The 18,382-nt window shown below is 47.5% G+C and carries 14 protein-coding genes; 7 read left to right on the top strand and 7 right to left on the bottom strand.

Annotated features, from left to right (window positions below; all coding sequences use genetic code 11):
* The first annotated feature begins 16 nt into the window (after positions 1-16).
* Positions 17-2,056, top strand: coding sequence for a PAS domain S-box protein (locus J0L70_RS12320; RefSeq protein WP_287454773.1), 2,040 nt, complete (start codon positions 17-19; stop codon positions 2,054-2,056).
* Here J0L70_RS12320 and J0L70_RS12315 read toward each other — a convergent pair.
* Entirely contained in the window at positions 2,048-2,776 is a 729-nt protein-coding gene (locus J0L70_RS12315; RefSeq protein ID WP_017285837.1) for an MBL fold metallo-hydrolase, read from the bottom strand. The two genes, J0L70_RS12320 and J0L70_RS12315, sit on opposite strands and share 9 nt — an antisense overlap.
* A 104-nt stretch (positions 2,777-2,880) precedes the next feature.
* Between J0L70_RS12315 and J0L70_RS12310 the strand changes: the two genes are divergently transcribed.
* The 3 genes from J0L70_RS12310 to J0L70_RS12300 are packed head-to-tail and all read left to right on the top strand — an operon-like array spanning position 2,881 to position 6,239.
* Positions 2,881-4,341, top strand: a complete 1,461-nt coding sequence (locus J0L70_RS12310; protein WP_268182476.1) for a site-2 protease family protein — start codon at positions 2,881-2,883, stop codon at positions 4,339-4,341.
* A 4-nt stretch (positions 4,342-4,345) separates the two neighbouring features.
* Positions 4,346-5,581: an ATP-binding protein gene (locus J0L70_RS12305; protein WP_287454772.1), complete on the top strand. Its 1,236-nt coding sequence runs from the start codon at positions 4,346-4,348 to the stop codon at positions 5,579-5,581.
* Positions 5,574-6,239, top strand: coding sequence for a GAP family protein (locus tag J0L70_RS12300; RefSeq protein ID WP_287454771.1), 666 nt, complete (start codon positions 5,574-5,576; stop codon positions 6,237-6,239). Before J0L70_RS12305 ends, J0L70_RS12300 begins: the two co-directional genes overlap by 8 nt.
* A gap of 130 nt (positions 6,240-6,369) precedes the next feature.
* Here J0L70_RS12300 and J0L70_RS12295 read toward each other — a convergent pair whose 3' ends face one another.
* The 3 genes from J0L70_RS12295 to ilvD form a co-directional block, all read right to left on the bottom strand.
* Positions 6,370-7,317 carry a GDSL-type esterase/lipase family protein gene (locus J0L70_RS12295; RefSeq protein ID WP_287454770.1) on the bottom strand — a complete coding sequence of 316 codons (948 nt, stop codon included), beginning with the start codon at positions 7,315-7,317 and terminating at the stop codon, positions 6,370-6,372.
* A 97-nt stretch (positions 7,318-7,414) separates the two neighbouring features.
* Positions 7,415-9,283, bottom strand: a complete 1,869-nt coding sequence (locus J0L70_RS12290) for a GTPase family protein (RefSeq protein WP_287454769.1) — start codon at positions 9,281-9,283, stop codon at positions 7,415-7,417.
* Between the two features lie 348 nt (positions 9,284-9,631).
* Positions 9,632-11,317, bottom strand: coding sequence for a dihydroxy-acid dehydratase (gene ilvD / locus J0L70_RS12285; RefSeq protein ID WP_287454767.1), 1,686 nt, complete (start codon positions 11,315-11,317; stop codon positions 9,632-9,634).
* Between the two features lie 149 nt (positions 11,318-11,466).
* Between ilvD and J0L70_RS12280 the strand changes: the two genes are divergently transcribed.
* Positions 11,467-12,279, top strand: coding sequence for a C39 family peptidase (locus J0L70_RS12280; RefSeq protein ID WP_017285844.1), 813 nt, complete (start codon positions 11,467-11,469; stop codon positions 12,277-12,279).
* Here the strand turns inward: J0L70_RS12280 and J0L70_RS12275 are convergent.
* Positions 12,276-13,244 (bottom strand): phytoene synthase, encoded by a 969-nt coding sequence (locus tag J0L70_RS12275; protein ID WP_316425900.1) that lies wholly within the window; start codon positions 13,242-13,244, stop codon positions 12,276-12,278. The two genes, J0L70_RS12280 and J0L70_RS12275, sit on opposite strands and share 4 nt — an antisense overlap.
* An 11-nt stretch (positions 13,245-13,255) precedes the next feature.
* Positions 13,256-14,671, bottom strand: a complete 1,416-nt coding sequence (gene pds / locus J0L70_RS12270) for a 15-cis-phytoene desaturase (RefSeq protein ID WP_017285846.1) — start codon at positions 14,669-14,671, stop codon at positions 13,256-13,258.
* 417 nt (positions 14,672-15,088) lie between these two features.
* On the opposite strand from pds, the gene J0L70_RS12265 reads away from it, so the two are divergent.
* Positions 15,089-16,369, top strand: a complete 1,281-nt coding sequence (locus J0L70_RS12265; RefSeq protein ID WP_268182507.1) for a hypothetical protein — start codon at positions 15,089-15,091, stop codon at positions 16,367-16,369.
* Positions 16,370-16,374: 5 nt separating this feature from the next.
* Here J0L70_RS12265 and J0L70_RS12260 read toward each other — a convergent pair whose 3' ends face one another.
* Entirely contained in the window at positions 16,375-17,433 is a 1,059-nt protein-coding gene (locus J0L70_RS12260) for a hypothetical protein (RefSeq protein ID WP_287454765.1), read from the bottom strand.
* A gap of 94 nt (positions 17,434-17,527) precedes the next feature.
* Between J0L70_RS12260 and J0L70_RS12255 the strand changes: the two genes are divergently transcribed.
* Complete coding sequence (locus tag J0L70_RS12255) at positions 17,528-18,256, top strand: sirohydrochlorin chelatase (RefSeq protein ID WP_287454763.1); 729 nt, start codon at positions 17,528-17,530, stop codon at positions 18,254-18,256.
* Positions 18,257-18,382 lie beyond the last annotated feature (126 nt).

Below are 18,382 nucleotides of genomic sequence, written 5' to 3'. Positions count from 1 at the left end.
TGTATGAAGATAGGCAATGAGTGTTGAGCAGTGGACAAACCCCAGTTCCAGCGGGCGCGATCGCGATTATCAGATTTTATTAGACGCAATCCCAGATTTAATCTTACGGATTGATCGCAACGGGGTTTGCCTCGACTATCACCTCCCCAAAAACTTCAAAGCATACGGGCGAGAATTCGATTGGTACGGTAGACGCTTAGATGAAATCATTCCAGCAGAAGTCGCTCAACAGCAGATGGAATATGTTGCATCTGCGATCGCGACGAATGAGATGCAAGTGTATGAACAGCAGATCGAATGGAACGATGAAATTCGATACGAAGAAGTTCGAGTCCGCCGTTACAGTGAGACAGAAGCTTTAGTCCTGGTTCGCGATATCAGTGCCCAAAAAAATGTGGAGAAGGCACTGACACAAAGCGAAGCTCGATTTCAACGTCTGGCAACGAATATTCCCAGTATGATTTATCAGTTTCGGCTTGAGCCGGATGGAACTGTGAGTTTTCCGTTTGTCAGCCGGGTTTCTGAGCGCATCTATGAAGTCGAACCCGAGTTAATTCAAGAAGATCCAGGCTTGCTAATCGGTCAAATTCATCCCGATGATCGCGCATCATTTGAAGAATCGATTCGACACTCAGCAGAAACGCTTGAACCCTGGAAATGGTCAGGGCGGAATGTTCTGTCTTCTGGCAAGATCAAGTGGATTGAAGGACATTCACAGCCGGAACTGCAAATTGATGGAGCGATCGTGTGGGATGGCATTGTCACTGATGTCAGCGATCGCAAGCAGCTTGAAGCCCAGCGCCAGCAGGCAGAATGCGCGATCGCAGAAAGTGAAGCGCGGTTTCGCAGCTTTGTGGAAAATGCCAATGATTTAATTTGTGCCTTTTCGCCCACGGGTCTCTTTACTTATATTTCTCCTAAAGTCTTTGAAATTTCTGGATTCTTAGCCAAAGAGCTGCTCGGCAAACCCTTGTCCGACTTTATTCATCCTGAGGATTTGCACATTGTTCAAGCTTCCATCGAGGAGCTTTTGAAAACTGGAGAGCGGCAATCTGCGATCGAGTTTCGGGCTAGACGTAAAGATGGAGACTGGTACTGGGCGTTGTGTAATACGTCTAGCATTAGAGGCTCGAACGGAGGAGTCGTCAGTATTTTGAGCATTGTGCGCGATATTAGCGATCGCAAAGCCAATGAAGAAAAGCTTAGACAACAAGCGATCGATCTAGAAAATGCCTTGCAAGAACTTCAAAAAACGCAAGCGCAACTGATCCACAGTGAGAAGATGTCTTCTCTGGGGCAACTCGTTGCCGGAATTGCTCATGAAATCAACAATCCCATTGGGTTTATTCACGGCAACATTATTCACGCCATGAATTACTTTCAGGATCTTGTTGCGTTGATTAAGTTGTATCAAACTCATGAGTGTCATTCAATTCCAGACATTGAAGCGTTTATCGAGGAAATCAATCTCGATTTTATTTACAAAGATCTGCAAAGTATCTTTGATTCAATGCAAACCGGAACAGAGCGAATTCGAGAAATTGTGTTGTCTCTGCGTAACTTTTCTCGACTCGATGAAGCGCAACTGAAGCCTGTGAACATTCACGACGGGATTGAAAGTACCTTAACGATTCTGCAAAGCCGACTGCATCAGGCTGAATCGAAAATCATAGTTTCAAAGTTCTATAACCAACTGCCGAAGGTGGAATGTTTTGCGAGTTCTTTAAATCAAGTCTTCCTCCAGATCTTGACGAATGCGATCGATGCAGTCAGCGAAGTTTGTGCGCCAGTGATCGAGATTCACACCGAATTTATCAGTGCAAACTGGGTGCGAATCCGAATTCTAGACAGTGGTGTCGGGATTCCTGAATCGGTACAAGCTCGCATGTTTGACCCATTCTTTACGACGAAACCTGTGGGCAAAGGTACTGGAATGGGTCTGGCAATTAGCTATCAAATTGTCACCGATCAACATCACGGCAGGTTGAAGTGCCAATCTAAACCCGGTCAGGGGACAGAATTTACGATCGAACTTCCCATTCGTCAATCACAGTAAAGGCTGTTGTTTGACACACTGCTCCAAATCAAGCTGGGCTAATTTCTCGTAGGCGTGATCGATCGCCGTTTTACCTCGCAGTAAGCCAATATTTCCACCCGGACAAATCCAATTCAACGTATCGCGATCGAAGCGATCGAGTAATTTTTGCACATTGCGAATTTGCCGCAGCCAGTGAAACGTTTTCGCAGTCCTGAGCGGTACAGGATTGCCTTGAGAATCTGCGACTAAATGCCGTCCCGAAAAGAGCACACCGCCGCACGCATTCAAATACACACAGGCGGTTCCAGGCGAATGTCCTGAAGTCCAAATGACCTCTAGATGTGGCGAGATCATTAAATTTTCCTGAAATGGAGTGACGGTAAGATTCGGGAGTAAATAGGCTTCTTGCTCTTGAATGATCACGTCGCAGTGAAACGCCGATTGGATGTCGCGAACTTTGCCGATTCCGCCGCGATGCGTGATCACAAGCTGTTTTACACCCCCTTGGGCATCGAGAAACGATCGCGACTGCTCATCCCACGCTGGGCAGTCGATCAGCACATTTCCCTCTTTTTCTACAATGAGATAGGATGTTCCACCGAGTGTGTCACGATTCGGTGGAAATGCGAAAATTGGGACAAGACGATCCTGCGCACAGGTTTCCTCAGTCAAAACCAGACGTGGAGCTTTTGCAGGGCGTGACTGGGGTGTTAAAGGAATTGAAGATTCTAGGGGCACAAACTTCTAAATCGTTCAAACTAAAGAATATGGCAAACCGCCACCGTTGATTGTGCCAGATCCTGCAATTCTCTTCCATGCCCTAGACCCCTTTTTTTCGGCTCATGATTTGGCTTCTGCTGCTCGGACTGATTACCTATCTATTTATTACCCAGTGGGTCGCAAGTCTCACGCGCACGCCCGTGTGGCTACTGTGGCTGGTGGCAATGCTGCCTGTCTTGATTCTGTTGATCTGGACCGTTGTGTCACAAGGACAGACGATGCCCCTGAGATATACCGCAATTTTATTTGCAGGCTGTTTGGTGTTGTACTTATATCTGATTCAACGAGGGCGCATTTCTCGATCAGAGCCGATCGATGAGCCAGTTCCGCCCGAACCGATTCCCGATCTGCAACCTCCCAGTCTTGCCAGCCTCCGCCCTCTCAATCCAGCTGAAGAATCGAATTTGCAAACCTGCTTTCCTTGGTCAGTTTTTTACCTGCGGCATTTGGAGTATCATCCGCAGGGAGTTGTTTGCCGTGGACAACTGAGAACTGCGCCGGAAAAGGCATATGACATCATTCGGACCAATATTGAGGCGCAGTTTGGCGATCGCTTTGATGTGATTTTTCAGGAATATTTTCCAGGAGAGCCATTTTTTGAATTGGTGCTGAATTCTGTGCCCGCGTTTGAAGCAAAACATCAGCCGGGTGCACTGCGTCCTGGATTTGCGTTTGTGCTAGGATTTCTCACGCTATTTACGACGACTTGGGCAGGATTGCAGGTGGTTGGACGAGTGCCAACGATTCCGGCACTATTGGAGGATGGGTTTCCTTATTCGATCGCAATTTTGATGTTTTTTGGTGCGCGCAGTTTTGGGTATTTCATCACGGCACGGAAATTTCAGGTTGCAACGACGTTGCCGTATTTTATTCCGATTATTCCACTGCCCTTTTTCCCCGTTGGGACGATTGGGGGCTTTACGCGGTTGGCATCGCGGATTCCGAATCGCAAGGCGTTGTTTGATATTGGGCTAGTTGGGGCGTTTTTGGGGTTGAGTGTGAGCATTCCGCTGTTAGCGTGGGGCTTGGTGCAGTCGGAATTGGTCGGGGTTCAGGGACAGACCGGAATTTTTCAGTTTCGGGCGCTTGATCCAAGATTGTCGATCGTGCTTGCCTTGTTTAGTAAGTTAGTCTTTGGGGAAGAGTTGACCGCGGAGGCAGCGATTCGATTACATCCGACGGCGATCGCGGGGTGGATCGGATTATTATTCACGGCATTTAATCTTATGCCGATCGGGCAGCTTGATGGTGGGAGAATGGTTCATGCTATCTTTGGACGGCGGATCGGGGCGAGAATTGGTCGGATTTCGCGATTTTTATTGCTTGGGTTGGCGATTGTGTATCCTCATCTGCTGCTTTGGGCGGTTTTATTATTGTTGTTGCCTGCATTAAATGAACCGACATTAAATGATGTGGTTGAGGTTGATGGATGGCGCGAGGCGATTGGATTTATGGCGTTGGTGATTTTAATCCTTTTAGTGTTGCCTGTGCCAAAGTTTTTAACGGCTGTGTTGGGAATGTAGAGTGATGAAAGGATTGGTTCAGAAATGTCGATCGCTATTGGTGTATCGCGATGTCTTTGAAGATGCGATCTCCGGTGCTTTTCTCACTGTACTAGAGAATCTCGATCGCCCTGAAATTGCAATTCGGGCTTACGCAGATTGGTTTTCAGCGTTAGCAAAACTCCGGCAAGGCTGGAAAGATTACTTGCTAAATCGAATTTTGCTTTCAGAGAATGCGTTTACTCAGCAAGCGCATGAAAGTTTTATTCCCGATGAATTGATCCATGCGGTTCGGCGTGATGCCCGAATTCTGCAAGAGGTTTATCAACTTGGGTGTGCTCAATTTGCTGAGTTATTGGATCTCGTTCCTTGGCGAGATCATTTGATTCAGGTCGATAGTCGTTCTCGGTATCAGGAGTTTGAACGAATTCAGAAACGCTTAGAAGTTTCTGAAGATTGGGCAGGTGAGTTTATTGAGTTACTCTCGTTCTATCGCAAGTTTGGAACTGGAAGGTTTGCCGAGTACTCTGCATTCCGTTGGCAGAATGGGAAATTAAACGCGATCGCGACTCCTGATCCGGTGCGAATCGATGCCTTAGTCGGGTATGAGTCTCAGCGCGATCAACTGTTGCGGAATACTGAATTTTTGCTGGCTGGATTACCTGCACTGCATATTTTGCTGTATGGCAGTCGCGGTTCAGGGAAATCGTCGCTGGTCAAATCACTACTGGGTAAATATGAGAATCTGCGATTGATTGAAGTGGCAAAGTCAGAATTGAGAGATTTGCCTGCGATCGTTGAAGGATTACGCAATCTGCCTCAGAAGTTTGTCATCTTTGTCGATGATTTGTCGTTTGAAGAAGATGACGATGCGTATAAGGCATTAAAAGTGGTTCTAGAAGGCAATTTAACGGCTCGCCCTCAGAATGTTGTGGTCTATGCAACGTCGAATCGACGGCATTTGATTCGAGAATTTTTTGACGATCGCCCTAGACCTAGAGATGCCGATGAGATTCACAACTGGGATACTGTGCAAGAGAAATTATCGTTTAGCGATCGCTTTGGGTTAACGTTAACGTTTGAACCTGCGGATCAACCGACTTATTTGAAAATTGTGCATCACCTTGCAGAGCAGGCGGGCATTTCAGTAGATGATTTAGAGTTTCGGGCGTTACAGTGGGCGACGCGACACAATGGGCGATCGGGAAGAACGGCTCGCCAGTTTGTTGATTTTCTCAAATCCGAACTGACGCATGAGTGAATTACTTTGGACAATTAGCGCGATCGCGCTCTTGGATAGTATTAATCCGAATGCAGTTGCAGCGCAGGTGTATCTATTGACCACACCAAAGCCTGTTCCGAGATCGATCGCATTTATTTTGGGTGAAATCTTAGCGGCTTGGATTGCAGGAATGCTGATTGCATTCGGCATGATGCAATTAATTGCAAAAGTATTCAATCAATTGGGTGCGGTTCTATTCATTTTGCAATTTCTTTTAGGAATTGCACTTTTATATCTTGGCTGGAATTTTCAGAAATTGATATCGAAAACAGCAGTGAAACGCCCAAAGTCATTGAAACCGAGCGATATGTTTCTTTTTGGATTCATGCTCGCCTTCACTGAAGCGCCAACGGCACTGCCTTATCTCGCTGCGATCGAACAAATGACTCGCACGAATCCATCTTTGACAGAGTTAGCATTGCTCTTACTGTTTTACGATGTCATCTTTGTTTTGCCGTTGATTCTGCTCGTGGTCGTCTATGTCATCGCTCAGAATCGTTCTACTCAAGCGATCTCGCTCATTCAAGAATTTGTAAGCCGCTGGTTTCCGGTTCTGTTTCAAGTTGTGCTGATTTTACTCGGCATTGTGTTAATCGCTGATAGCATCGCACAGGGATTTGGGCTATCGGTGATTTGAATGCTGCATATCGACGAGTTCATCACAATCAATCTGATAGGGGGGTAGGAAAATCGGTTTCTTTCTCCCCATCTCCCCACTCCGCAAAATTCATGCGATCGACGACTACATTCCCCGCTCAAATCTCAGATCAATTTGCCAGAACCGGAGCCGCCGCGACCCTTGTATCAGAATCCTGGAACACAGTCTGCCAAGTCGCATAGCCTTGAGCTGTGAGATGAATTCCATCGGTCGTATATTCCGATAGGATCTGACCATCGTGATCGGCAAATTGTGCAAATAAATCGAGATAGGTTGCTCCTTCTTGGCGTGCAAGTTCTTGCAATTGCTGATTGATATGGATAATGCGATCGCTGGGAATTCTGGGGGTGCGAGTCGGTAAGATTGATTCGACAATCACCTTGGTGCGAGGATGCATTGCGCGAAGCTGCTTGAGAATTCGCTGCATATTCCAAATAATTTCAGCATCGCTTGCCCCCATTTTCAAATCATTTACCCCTGCCATTACGTAAATTTGATCGGGGCGGGTGTTCGCAATATCCGGTAAGCGCGCCAAGATATTCCAAGTCGTATCACCAGAAATGCCTTGATTCAGCCAGATTTGAGACTGCGGTAAGCGATCGCCCGGAAACCATAAACTTAAGGAATCACCCAGGAGAATCGAGAGTTGACGATCGCCATTGCGTCTTGATACCGCCTTCGCTTCTAGAGCAAGTAATTTTCGCCACTGTTCATACGTCGGCTGAACAGAGGAATTTTGCCAAATTTCTCGGAAACTGTCGCTGGGCAATCGGGTGTAGAGTTTGCCGATTTTCAAAGCAGATAAGCGTTGCAGGTAAAGTTGTCCACCTGATCGAGGTGCAGACACTAGCGGGGCAACCTCTGAAGAAAACTCAGGCTGGATCTCCACTTCAGGTCGAACTGAAACCGTCGAACTCAACGGAGAAGATGCGATTCTGGGTTCAGTAATTGAGATCGGGAACTTTTCTGGCGGGAGCGAAGTCGGAGGAACGGATACCGATGGTGTGGGTAATACCGCAGATGCAAACGTCAAGGCAAAGACGGTGGGGGCTGTCATAGACTGCTCGGAGGATTGCTGTTTATCCCTAATAACGTGATAAATATTACACAGTCAGTAGGGTTTTGCAATCCTTCACAGAAGATTTGTCTAAATTTCACAGTGGTTTTGCGTCTAAGTAGTGGCGGTAGCGGATTTCCAGATTTTCGATCGATAAGTTTTGTGTCCAATATTCGGTTAACGCATGTCCAAATGCCCAGGCAACTCGATCGGGGGTTGATGAGCTATCGCTCAGGATCGACCACAAGGCTTTAAAATCAAGCGGGGCTGAGGGTTGCAGCAATTGGTAGAGGTCATATGCCATTTGCAATTTACCCACGACGATCGGTAATTGCTCGATCGGGATTTGTTCTGCGAGTAATAGGGCTAATGTGGGTGAACCTGTCGCGATCGTGGAGAGAAATCTCAGAACCGGGCTTTTTAGAAATGCGGTTAAGCCTTGAGTTGTCGCCATTTGAAAGGTATAGCGATCGATAATCTTCGCGGCAGTTGCAGTGCGGGCATCAATGTTTTTGAGAAATCGGGCGAGCCGCGCTTGTTTGGCTGGATCAAGGCTGTTCAGAATCGCGATCGATAAGTCATCCACGCCCCAAGCTTCTCGATGTTCACCCGCTGTGACGAGTGGCAAGACGAATGAAGCAACTTCGCCAAACACGTCTTGACGATAGGCAACCGCTTCTCGAATCGAGACTTCTTTGGGGCGATCGCCGAATTGCCAGTTGTACGGTGGAGTCCATTCTCGAATCGGACGTAAGCGATCGACTTGCGTGACGATCGCCAAAGTTGGCAGTTCTTGTGCCTTCAGTGCATTCAAGAAGTCCAAATCCATTTGCAATGCTGGATCGAGTGCAGGCGAAACGAGTAAAACTAAGTCTGTTTTTGCAGCATAATCGAGGACTTGCTGCCGAAAATCAGAGCGTTCAACCTGCTCATAGCCCGGTGTATCCCAGATCGTTAAAGTCTCTCCACTCTCTGTTTCCCAACGATAATCTTGGATTTGATCCGTCGAAGGCAGTGCATCGACTTTTGCCTGTGCTTGCACAAACAAGGTATTGATCAAACTACTTTTTCCGGCTCCGGTTCGACCGACAAGCAATAAGCTAACAGGCTTTTGTGCGACTGTTTCGACGGGTGTTGCTTGAGCAATGACTTCTTTTAAGGTTTGGAATTTTGCAGGTGTTTCAATCGCAGGTAGAACAGGTGCAGCCTTGCCGCTATAGAGTGAGATCGCTTGTCTTGCGAGATTTCGCAAAACTGCTTCTCGCAACATTTGGCTCAGATTGCCTAGGAGTTCTTGAGTTGCTTTGCTACTACTACTCTGTGTTGCAGTTCGAGCAACTGCGACCGCAGGATTGAGAAACCATTGCGCCCAGTTCCACACTCGCAGCACTTTCCGCGCAGAAGGCTCTAGTTTTTGATAGATCTCATAAGCTTGAACAGCTTGTCCCACGGTGACTTGATTCAAGACAGGTGCAAGTCTTTGCATCCATTGATCTAAGTCATCCACAGTTCCACGCAACAGTGAGTACGCTTGTGGAACATAGATATTCAGCAGCGGCTTTTGAGCATCTGGATAGTAAATATTTGCGATCGCGCGAATCAAACTCTGACAGCGTTGCCAAAAGATGTTCCAGTCTTGCCAGATGGGCGGATCGAATTGTGCTTCAGCTAAGATTTTCTGAACTTCGGTTTCGGCTTGTCGAGTCGCATTGGTTGCAGGAGAGTCGCTGAGTTCGATCGTCTCTTCTGAGAGTTCAGCAACGATCGCTTCAACTTGACTGAGTGCAGGCTGTGTCCATTTCACCAGCAGCCAGCGCCACCCGACGAAGATTACTGCCACGATCGCCCAAATCCAGTTGATTCCCCATTCATGGATTTGAAGTCCTGCTGAAATCAGCAGAAACCCGATCACAACTGCGATCGGGAGTGCCAAAACGATCCACTGCCAAATCCGAAGTCGCACCATAGTCTGATTCCAATGGTTTTCTCCATGCTAGGGCAGATTGGGGAGAAGATTGTTGGGAAAAAATTTGAAATTTTGAGATGGAGAGTGGAGAGTAAGAGGATGTTTGAAAAGTATCGTTCATCGCATTCACCCGCCCCTGGACTGGAAGTCCAAGGCTAGTTGAACGAAGTCCACTGAAGGGACTAACAGCCAATCAAAATCAGGTCTTCAGTCCTTTGAAAAGGACTTCGCACTGTTAGCCCGGAATTCTATTCCAGGGCGAGCTAGAACGGAGCGAGGAAATTGTTGATGCTTTTCAAACACCCTCTAAGGCATCATTCTAGTTTTCTCTCTATCTCTCTACTCAAATCAACCCAATCCCAAATCCGTCACTGCCCCCAAACTGCTCGACGAGACCAATTTGGCATACTTTGCTAGCACGCCTTTGGTATATCTCGGTGCAGGGGGTTTCCAGGCAGCGCGGCGTTTTTCTAACTCTTCTTCAGTGACATTCAACTGAAGTAAACGAGCGGGAGCATCGATCGTGATTTCGTCGCCTTCTTGAACCAGTGCGATCGTACCGCCGACAAACGCCTCCGGTGCAACGTGTCCGACAACCATGCCGTAGGTTCCACCCGAAAAGCGTCCGTCGGTGATCAAGCCAACTGAATCGCCTAAGCCTGCGCCAATAATTGCCGAAGTCGGTGCGAGCATTTCGCGCATTCCAGGGCCACCCTTCGGACCTTCGTAGCGAATGACGAGAACATCGCCTGGATTGATCTTGTTTGCCAAAATCGCGTCTAGACATTCTTCCTCAGACTCAAACACACGAGCGGGGCCTGTAATCTTCGGATTCTTCACGCCTGTGATTTTCGCAACCGATCCTTCTGTCGCTAAATTGCCTTTGAGAATCGCTAAGTGTCCAGTCGCATACATCGGTCGATCCCAAGGACGAATCACATCTTGATCCGCACGCGGCTCTTCGGGAATGTCTTTCAGCCGTTCTGCGATCGTTTCTCCAGTAATTGTCAAACAATCTCCATGCAGCAAGCCATGAGCTAACAGCATTTTCATCACCTGCGGAATTCCACCCGCCCGATGCAAGTCTGTTGCCACATAACGACCCGAAGGTTTGAGATCACAGAGCACCGGAACCCGTTCGCGAATCGTTTCAAAATCATCGATCGTCCAGGGCACACCTGCTGAATGCGCGATCGCTAAAAAGTGCAACACAGCATTCGTCGAACCACCCACTGCCATGATCACTGAAATCGCATTCTCGATCGACTTGCGCGTAATAATGTCTCGCGGCAGGATTTGATTGCGAATCGCTTCAACTAAGACCTTTCCAGCCAGTGCGGTATTTTCTGCTTTTTCAGGATCCACCGCCGACATCGTAGACGAATACATCAAGCTCATGCCCATCGCTTCAAATGCCGAGGACATCGTATTTGCGGTATACATTCCACCGCACGAACCCGCACCCGGACAAGCACTTCGCTCCACTGCATACAGCATGGCTTCGTTAATTCTGCCAGCACTGTACTGTCCAACCGCTTCAAACGAACTAACGACAGTCAAATCTTGTCCGTCTAAATGACCCGGCTTAATTGTGCCGCCATAGACAAAAATCGCTGGAATATTCATTCGTGCCATCGCAATCATGGCTCCCGGCATGTTTTTATCACACCCGCCGATCGCGATTACGCCGTCCATACTTTGTCCGGTGCAAGCAGTCTCGATCGAATCGGCAATCACATCTCGCGAGACGAGAGAATATTTCATCCCTTCCGTACCCATCGAGATCCCGTCACTAATCGTAATCGTGCCAAACATCTGCGGCATACCGCCTGCCGCCCGAATGCCTTCTTCTGCTTGAATGGCAAGCGGTGCAATTCCCATGTTGCAAGGCGTAATCGTACTATGAGCACTTGCAACCCCGACGATCGGCTTTGTGAAATCGGCATCTTGGAATCCCACAGCGCGCAGCATCGCACGATTGGGCGATCGCTGAACCCCCTGAGTGATAGCTTGGCTTCTTAGATTTTCGGGCATGATCTTTCTCGCTAGTCTAAAATCGGTCAGTATGATACAGACTGATCATTTTAAGACGTTGTGATCCGAAACGGCGCGGCTTACGTCTGATTCCTGAGTTGACATCGCTCATCCGGAGTAAACTGCTAGCGTCAGGGAAGCTTAATCTTATGAAACTCAAAGTTCTGCAATCTACAACTTTCAAACAGTCCACAGCGGATTCTTCTAAGCTATCGGCTCAAGATAAAATCAGTGTCCCAGTTGGTGAGGAGTTTACCGTTCACTCTTACAAACCCGTGGGCAATAATCATGTTCGGGTTGCACTCGTTGATCAGTTTTTGGGCAGACCTCCGCGCAATACCTGGTACGTCTTTCAGCCGCATGTTCAGATTTTTAATCAACGCGGACAGGTGAAAAACTTTGAGCGCAAAGCCAGCATTGGACTGCCGAATTTTTCGCTACCGTCGTCGAAGCTCTTAAATGTCCCTTATCATACGCAACTCAACAATGCTGAGAATCCGAAAGGAGCTTGCAATGTCACAAGTTTTGCGATGGTGATGCGGTATTTCCAGATTCCGAAGCGAACAAATGCGGTGCAGTTTGAGGATGAACTCTATCGCTACATGGAAAATAAAGGCTTAAGCCGCCATGATCCGCATGATTTGGCGATCATGGCAGAGGATTATGGATTAAAAGATGACCTGACTTTACAAGGGCGAATGCTCGATATTCGTAAAGCGATCTCCGAAGGCAAGCCCTGCATTCTGCATGGATACTTTACGAGCTTTGGGCATATTCTAGTCGTGCGCGGATACGATCGCGTCGGCTTGCGCGTGAATGATCCGTTTGGCGAGTGGTTTGAGGACGGCTATCGCAATGATTTGCCGGGCGACAATCTCTCGTATTCTTACAATCTGATTCAGCGCTGTGCTTCGCCAGAAGGTCCGAACTTTATGTGGCTACATCGATTGTCGAGAGCTTAAAGGACTTTTGCTCTCAGCCAAGAAATCGGTAACAACGACATTTTTTTCAACCCGGGTACATAAGCCCGACGGTTGAAATTGTCATAATTATTGTTCTCGATTGCGTTCAAAATTTGGCTATACAGCATCAAGGCTGACCAAACTGGCCAGCGGGCATCTTCATTTAATGAACCAATGCCACGCTCTGCCATTGCATAGAACTGCCGCGCTCGCTCAATCTGAAACTTCATTAGGGCTTTCCAGCGATCGTCATTCACACCCTTCATCAAGTCGTCTTCGGTGTAATTAAACCGCGCTAAATCCTCAAGCGGTAGATAAATCCGACCCCGACGCGCATCTTCACCCACATCGCGCAAAATATTCGTTAACTGTTTCGCGACACCGAGCGCGATCGCATCGTCTAACGGCGAATAGCTAGGTTCAGGACGATACCAGGGCGCAGTCGTATCTGGCTCAGCTAGCCCCATCACATCCGTGGACATCAAACCAACCGTACTTGCAACCCGATAGCAGTACAAGTAAAGCTCATCGAACGTCTCATAGCGGCTGCGATAGAGATCCATCCGTTGCCCCGCAATCATGTCGCGGAACGGTTGAATCTCGATCGGAAAGCGCTCCACCGTGTCAACCAGTGCGACATCGAAATCATCTTCGGGATAGCCCGCGAAGATTTTTTCTAAGCGCTCTTCCCACTGATCAAGCGTATCGTTCGTGGCTTGCTTGCCATTAAAGCCATCGACAAGTTCATCTGTCCGGCGACACCAGACATAAATTGCCCAGATTGCCCGCCGCTTTTCGAGCGGGAATAGCAGCGTCGCTAAGTAGAAAGACTTCGTGAAGTGTTCCATCAGTTGGCGACACTGTTCGTAAGCCTCATCGACAGAAGCTAGCGATCGCAGGTAGGAAGAGGGTTGTTCGGGCAATTGCAGCATTCGTAAGACGGAGGAAAGGGTGGAAGTTGACAAAGTGCGAATTGCTACTGACTGGTCACTAATCGGGGTGATTCAGTGGCAGTTGAAGCAGGCGCGTTCGTAATTGCCTGCGCTGTCAGCTTACCAGAAAGCACGGCTCCTTCCATACTTCCTAGATATTGCTGCATCGTGTAGCTTCCTGAAAGATAGAAGTTTGCGATCGGCGTTTCCTGCGATGGGCGGTATGCCTGACGACCCGGAGAAGCCGTGTAGACTGATCGCGGCGTTTTCACAACTTTATATTTTCTTAACTTAGCAGGATTTTCCCCAGTTAAATGTTGCGGGAATAACCGCTCTAATTCTTTCATCGTCGCTTCGATGATCGCTTCGTCGGATTTGTCGATCCAATCTTTTGCAGGAGCTAGGACAAATTCCAGCATTGAGCGATCGGGGTCTTCGTACGCCTTACAGGTAATGCTCATGTCAGCATAGACACTCAGTAAGTCGGAGCGAGAGAACAATAGCTGATCGATGTCTGTCAATTTGCGATCGAACCAGAGATGTAAGTTGATCACCGGAACGCCTTCTAAGCCTTCGAGCTTTTGGAAAAATGGCATTGCTTTCCAAGGCTCTGGCATCAGAACTTTCATCACATCTACAGACATGGCAGAGACGTACTTATCTGCGGTAATAACTTCATCGGGTGCGCCATCTAGTCCCCGAATCAAGAAGCCTTTCACAGACTGATCTTCATTCAACAAGACCTGCTTGAGCGGCTTTTTCAGGTGAACTTCGCCCCCGCCTGCAACAATGTGATCGACGATCGGTTGGCACAATCTTTCTGTGGGAGAACCATCTAAGAAAGCAATCTTAGAGCCGTAACGTTCTTGTAAAAATTTATTGAGTGCTGTGAGGATAATCGTCGCTGAAACTTCGTCAGGATTGATAAACGTCAGTGCTTTTGAGGCAGCGATAAAGATATCAGAACTGACTCGTTCGCCAATGCCTTGACGCTGTAGCCATTCCAGCAGACTGTACTTATCCATGTCTTCGACGTACTTTTGACCGCGGAGTACACCCGGCCACAGCCCGATCGCGAAGCGGATTTTCTGCTCCCAGGTCAGCATGTCATTGTTTTTCAGAATCGAAGCAATGACGTTAAAGGGAGCGGGAATGTCGGGAACGCTGAAGTAGGAATAGGTTTCAGGCTTTTCAGGCTGATTAAAAATCAGAGCATGCTCTTTCCACTGGAGTCGATCGAGGATGTTCAATTCACCCATTAATTGCAGCATATTCGGATAAGCGCCGAAAAAGGCATGAAGCCCCGTTTCGTACCAGTCGCCATCTTCATCTTTCCAAGCTGCAACTAATCCACCTAGTACATCGCGGCTTTCCAGCACGATTGGCGTGTGTCCAGCATCGACTAAATATTTCGCGCAGGCTAATCCTGCTAAGCCGCCTCCGGCGATCGCTACTCGCATGTAGTCTGTTCACCTAACCTGTGATCGACAATTGGGTTTAATTATACGTTGCAATCCGTTACATTTTCGGAGTTTTTTAAGAAAGTTGCGCAATAAAACCGCGAATCTTCAAGTTCTGTAGGGTCTCGCAGGTCTTCTCAGTGTTCAGCTTCGTGAACGGCGTTACGAATCCTACAGAAGATTCAAAGTGGAGACGGATGATCGAATTTACGTTTGGATGAATGATCATTTCAGATAACGAAATGATCTCATCCTCATTGATGATTCATCGAGTCTAATCAATGCTTCAAATTTTCATTCAGTTTAATCTGGCTCAATCGACAGCAATTGACGTCAGGCTTGATAACCTAACTGAATAATCTAGATCTCAAACTGCTCAATGAGCGAAGCGATATTATTAGTCCCTCTGATAGAACTATGATCGAATCAATCGCTGCGGTTTTCAGTGCAGGAACATACGCACTTCAGGTGTTTACAGGTCAGCCGCTCAGCACAGATTATGGAATGACGGTCGCGATCGCGAATACGGTTCGAGAACGTGCAAAACCTGCGGATACGTTTATTGATTCGATAGGGATTGCAACGCATTTGCGCTACATCGATACGAGCTATGGACGCTTTGAAGATGTGGTCGAACCGCGACTGCGAGAGTTAGGGATTCGACACATTCGTGACGGCGGGAATGATCCCAAAATGTATGCCAAAATGCGCCGCTTAGGAGCACAGGGGATTCGATCGACGTTAGTGATGGATCCACGTGACAACATTACACCGCAGAATGTCGTTGATCAGGTAAAGCAAGCACTACCTTATGTGGCAGGGGTAGAAGGACCGAACGAATGGGATGTGAATGCGGAAAGGATGAGCTACAAGGGTAAGTCTTTTCCAGAGGGATTGCGTAACTATCAAGCGGATATGTTCCGCGCGCTTAAGAGCGATCGAGCCACGGCAAATATTCCGGTGCTGGCTCCCTCCATGGCACAACCAGAAAATGGGAAAAAAGTTGGATCGCTCGCGGCTTATAGTGAACTGGGCAATATGCACAGTTATTCAGGGGGACGTGTGCCGGGGCAAGATTTTGATTGGCGTTGGTTGCCGCTCACAAAACAATTTTCAGGCGATCGACCGATTATTGTCACCGAGACGGGATACCACAATGCCATTCACGATCGCGTCACAACGCACAAAGCTGTGACCGAGCAAGTATCCGCGAAGTATATTCCAAGAACGTATTTGGAGTTTTTCAATCGTGGGATCAAACGCACGTTTATCTATGAACTCATGGATCAACGTCCGGCTCCAGATCAAGAGAATAACTTTGGCATCATTCGCGCTGATGGCACTCCGAAACCTGCCTTTTATGCGGTACGTAATCTGATTCGGATTTTGAATGATCAGTCTGGCAGCAGTGCTCCTGGAAGCTTATCTTACTATTTCAGCGGCAATGTAAAAGACTTACGGCATACCTTGTTGCAGAAGAGGAATGGTGACTTTTACTTAGTCATGTGGCTGAACACCGAAAGTACAGACGCGATCAAAACTCAGCGAGTGACCGTGAATTTGTTGACTCCAACTAAAGCAGCAGCGACCTTTTTACCGAATCGATCGTCGAGTGCAACAGCGACATTTTCGGCTCCGAGAAGAGTAACGATGGATGTACCAGATGCGCCGATTATTTTAAAAGTGGTACCGAAATAATTCGCTCACCCAACCTGCTGCAATGTAGGAAGTAATGCTAAGCCGGATAGAAAACTACATAGATTGATCAACAAACTTAACCAGTGAGAATGATAGTTCGATAGACCACTTTGCGATCGCGCTAATAACCATCCTTCCCAAATCGCCACGCAGATTTGAGAAGTCATCAGTGTGATCAGACTGGGAACGCCTAAAGCTGTCGGTAGAAATTCTGCATAACCAACCAGCACCGCGAACAAGAATGCAGCAATTAGTACGATCGGTAAACAGAAAAACCAGACGATTCCAGTTCTAATGATTGTTTTCGTCGTAATTGTTTTTTGATGAACCAGTGCCAGGCTAAACCCGATCGCATTGAATAAACTGAATACACCAAAGACGCGAGTCGATCGATACTGAAACGCTTGCAAAGATGGAAAGAAAAACCACACGACTGGAAAGGTTAGTAGATTCACAAATCCGATCCAGAGCAACACTCTTGCAACTTGAGATCGATTAAATCTGAGAACACCCAAACAGAGCAGCGCGATCGCGAATTCACTGCACTGTGTAATCGTCAATGCGATGCCAAACACTTCCCAACGGGTTGGCTTCATTGCTTCGTCAGGTTCGACTTGGAGCGATTGATTCTGACGAATTACCGTGAAATGGCGATCGCGATATCCCGCAATCCGACTACGAAAATCAGCCGTAAAAGGCGGAGTGGAGCGAGCTTGATTGGAAAATTGAACAATCAATTGAAAGATCGGATCTCTAGAACCTTGACTCTGAAGTGGTTCCTGATAGAGACAAGCCGTTTCTGCACATTCAAATTTGTATGGAGATCGCAAAACGGGCTGCGTTTTCAAACAGACGACATCGGTACAGTTCCCATACTGAATTAATAACTTGGGCTGATCACAGAGCAGAGAACTTGTCGATTTGCATTCCACAAATTGCACCGCTTCAGGAGCACGATCAAAGTAAAACCACAGTGAGTAAGGCTGTGCAGGGGTATAAGCACTTGCACGTTGAGTCAGCAGTAATGCGAAACCCAAAATCAATAGCAGCAGTCGCTTTCTCATCGCCTTTGATTAAAATCTTTCTGATCCTCGGTTAGAGCAGAAGCAGAAACGCTATTATGTTACGTAACTTCACAATTCTTGAGAGGCTTAAGTCTTGCGTTCTGCCTATCTTCTCGTTACACATGGAAGTCGGGATATTCGCCCCCAGATCGCGATCGATCAACTGCGCGATCGCATCGAACAGCAACTTTCTACTCCAGTAGGAGCGGCTGTTTTAGAATGCGCTCCCACTCCCTTACATGAGCAAATCGAGGAGTTTAGCCGTCAGCATCCTGACCTCTCTCAAATCCAGATTGTGCCTCTCTTTTTGCTACCTGGCGTGCATGTGATGGAAGACATTCCAGAGCAGATTGCGATCGCGCGATCGAACATTTCAGCCGAACTCAAAGTGATGCCTCATCTGGGCAGTTATGCAGGATTGGAGAAAGTTTTAGCCAAGCGAATTCGTCAGATTCCTTCAGATGCAAGAATTCTGCTGTCTCATGGAAGCCGTCGCCCTGGTGGAAACGCTGTCATTGAAGAACTTGCAACCGCGATCGATGCTGTTTCTGCGTATTGGTCAGTTGAGCCGAAATTAGATTCACGTTTGGCGGAATTGCAGGGATGTCAGGAAATTGTGATTTTGCCTTACTTTCTCTTCTCAGGCGGGATAACTGATGCGATCGCGGCTTCGGTTCAAACGTTGGCTGAGAAATATCCAGACTCGTCTTTGCATTTACTCAGTGCCTTTGACTTTTGCGAGGATCTCGTCAATTTGATTGTGGAATGGATTGCGCCAGAATTAGCAATGCGATCAACGCAGTCCGCTAGTATTCTGAGATAATCATTTCACAATTTTTCAATTATCCAGTTTCAAACGTAGTAGATATCACTTCTTAAGATTGAGTAGACTCTTAAATTGAGTAGACTGAGCCATACTCGGTTTTTCCCCCTTCGCAAACTTCGCCAC

This window comes from Leptolyngbya sp. UWPOB_LEPTO1 (assembly GCF_017302695.1).
Taxonomy (GTDB): Bacteria; Cyanobacteriota; Cyanobacteriia; order Leptolyngbyales; family Leptolyngbyaceae; genus Leptolyngbya; species Leptolyngbya boryana.
Note: the sequence above shows the minus strand (reverse complement) of the source record. Positions and strands in the feature narration are given on the sequence as shown.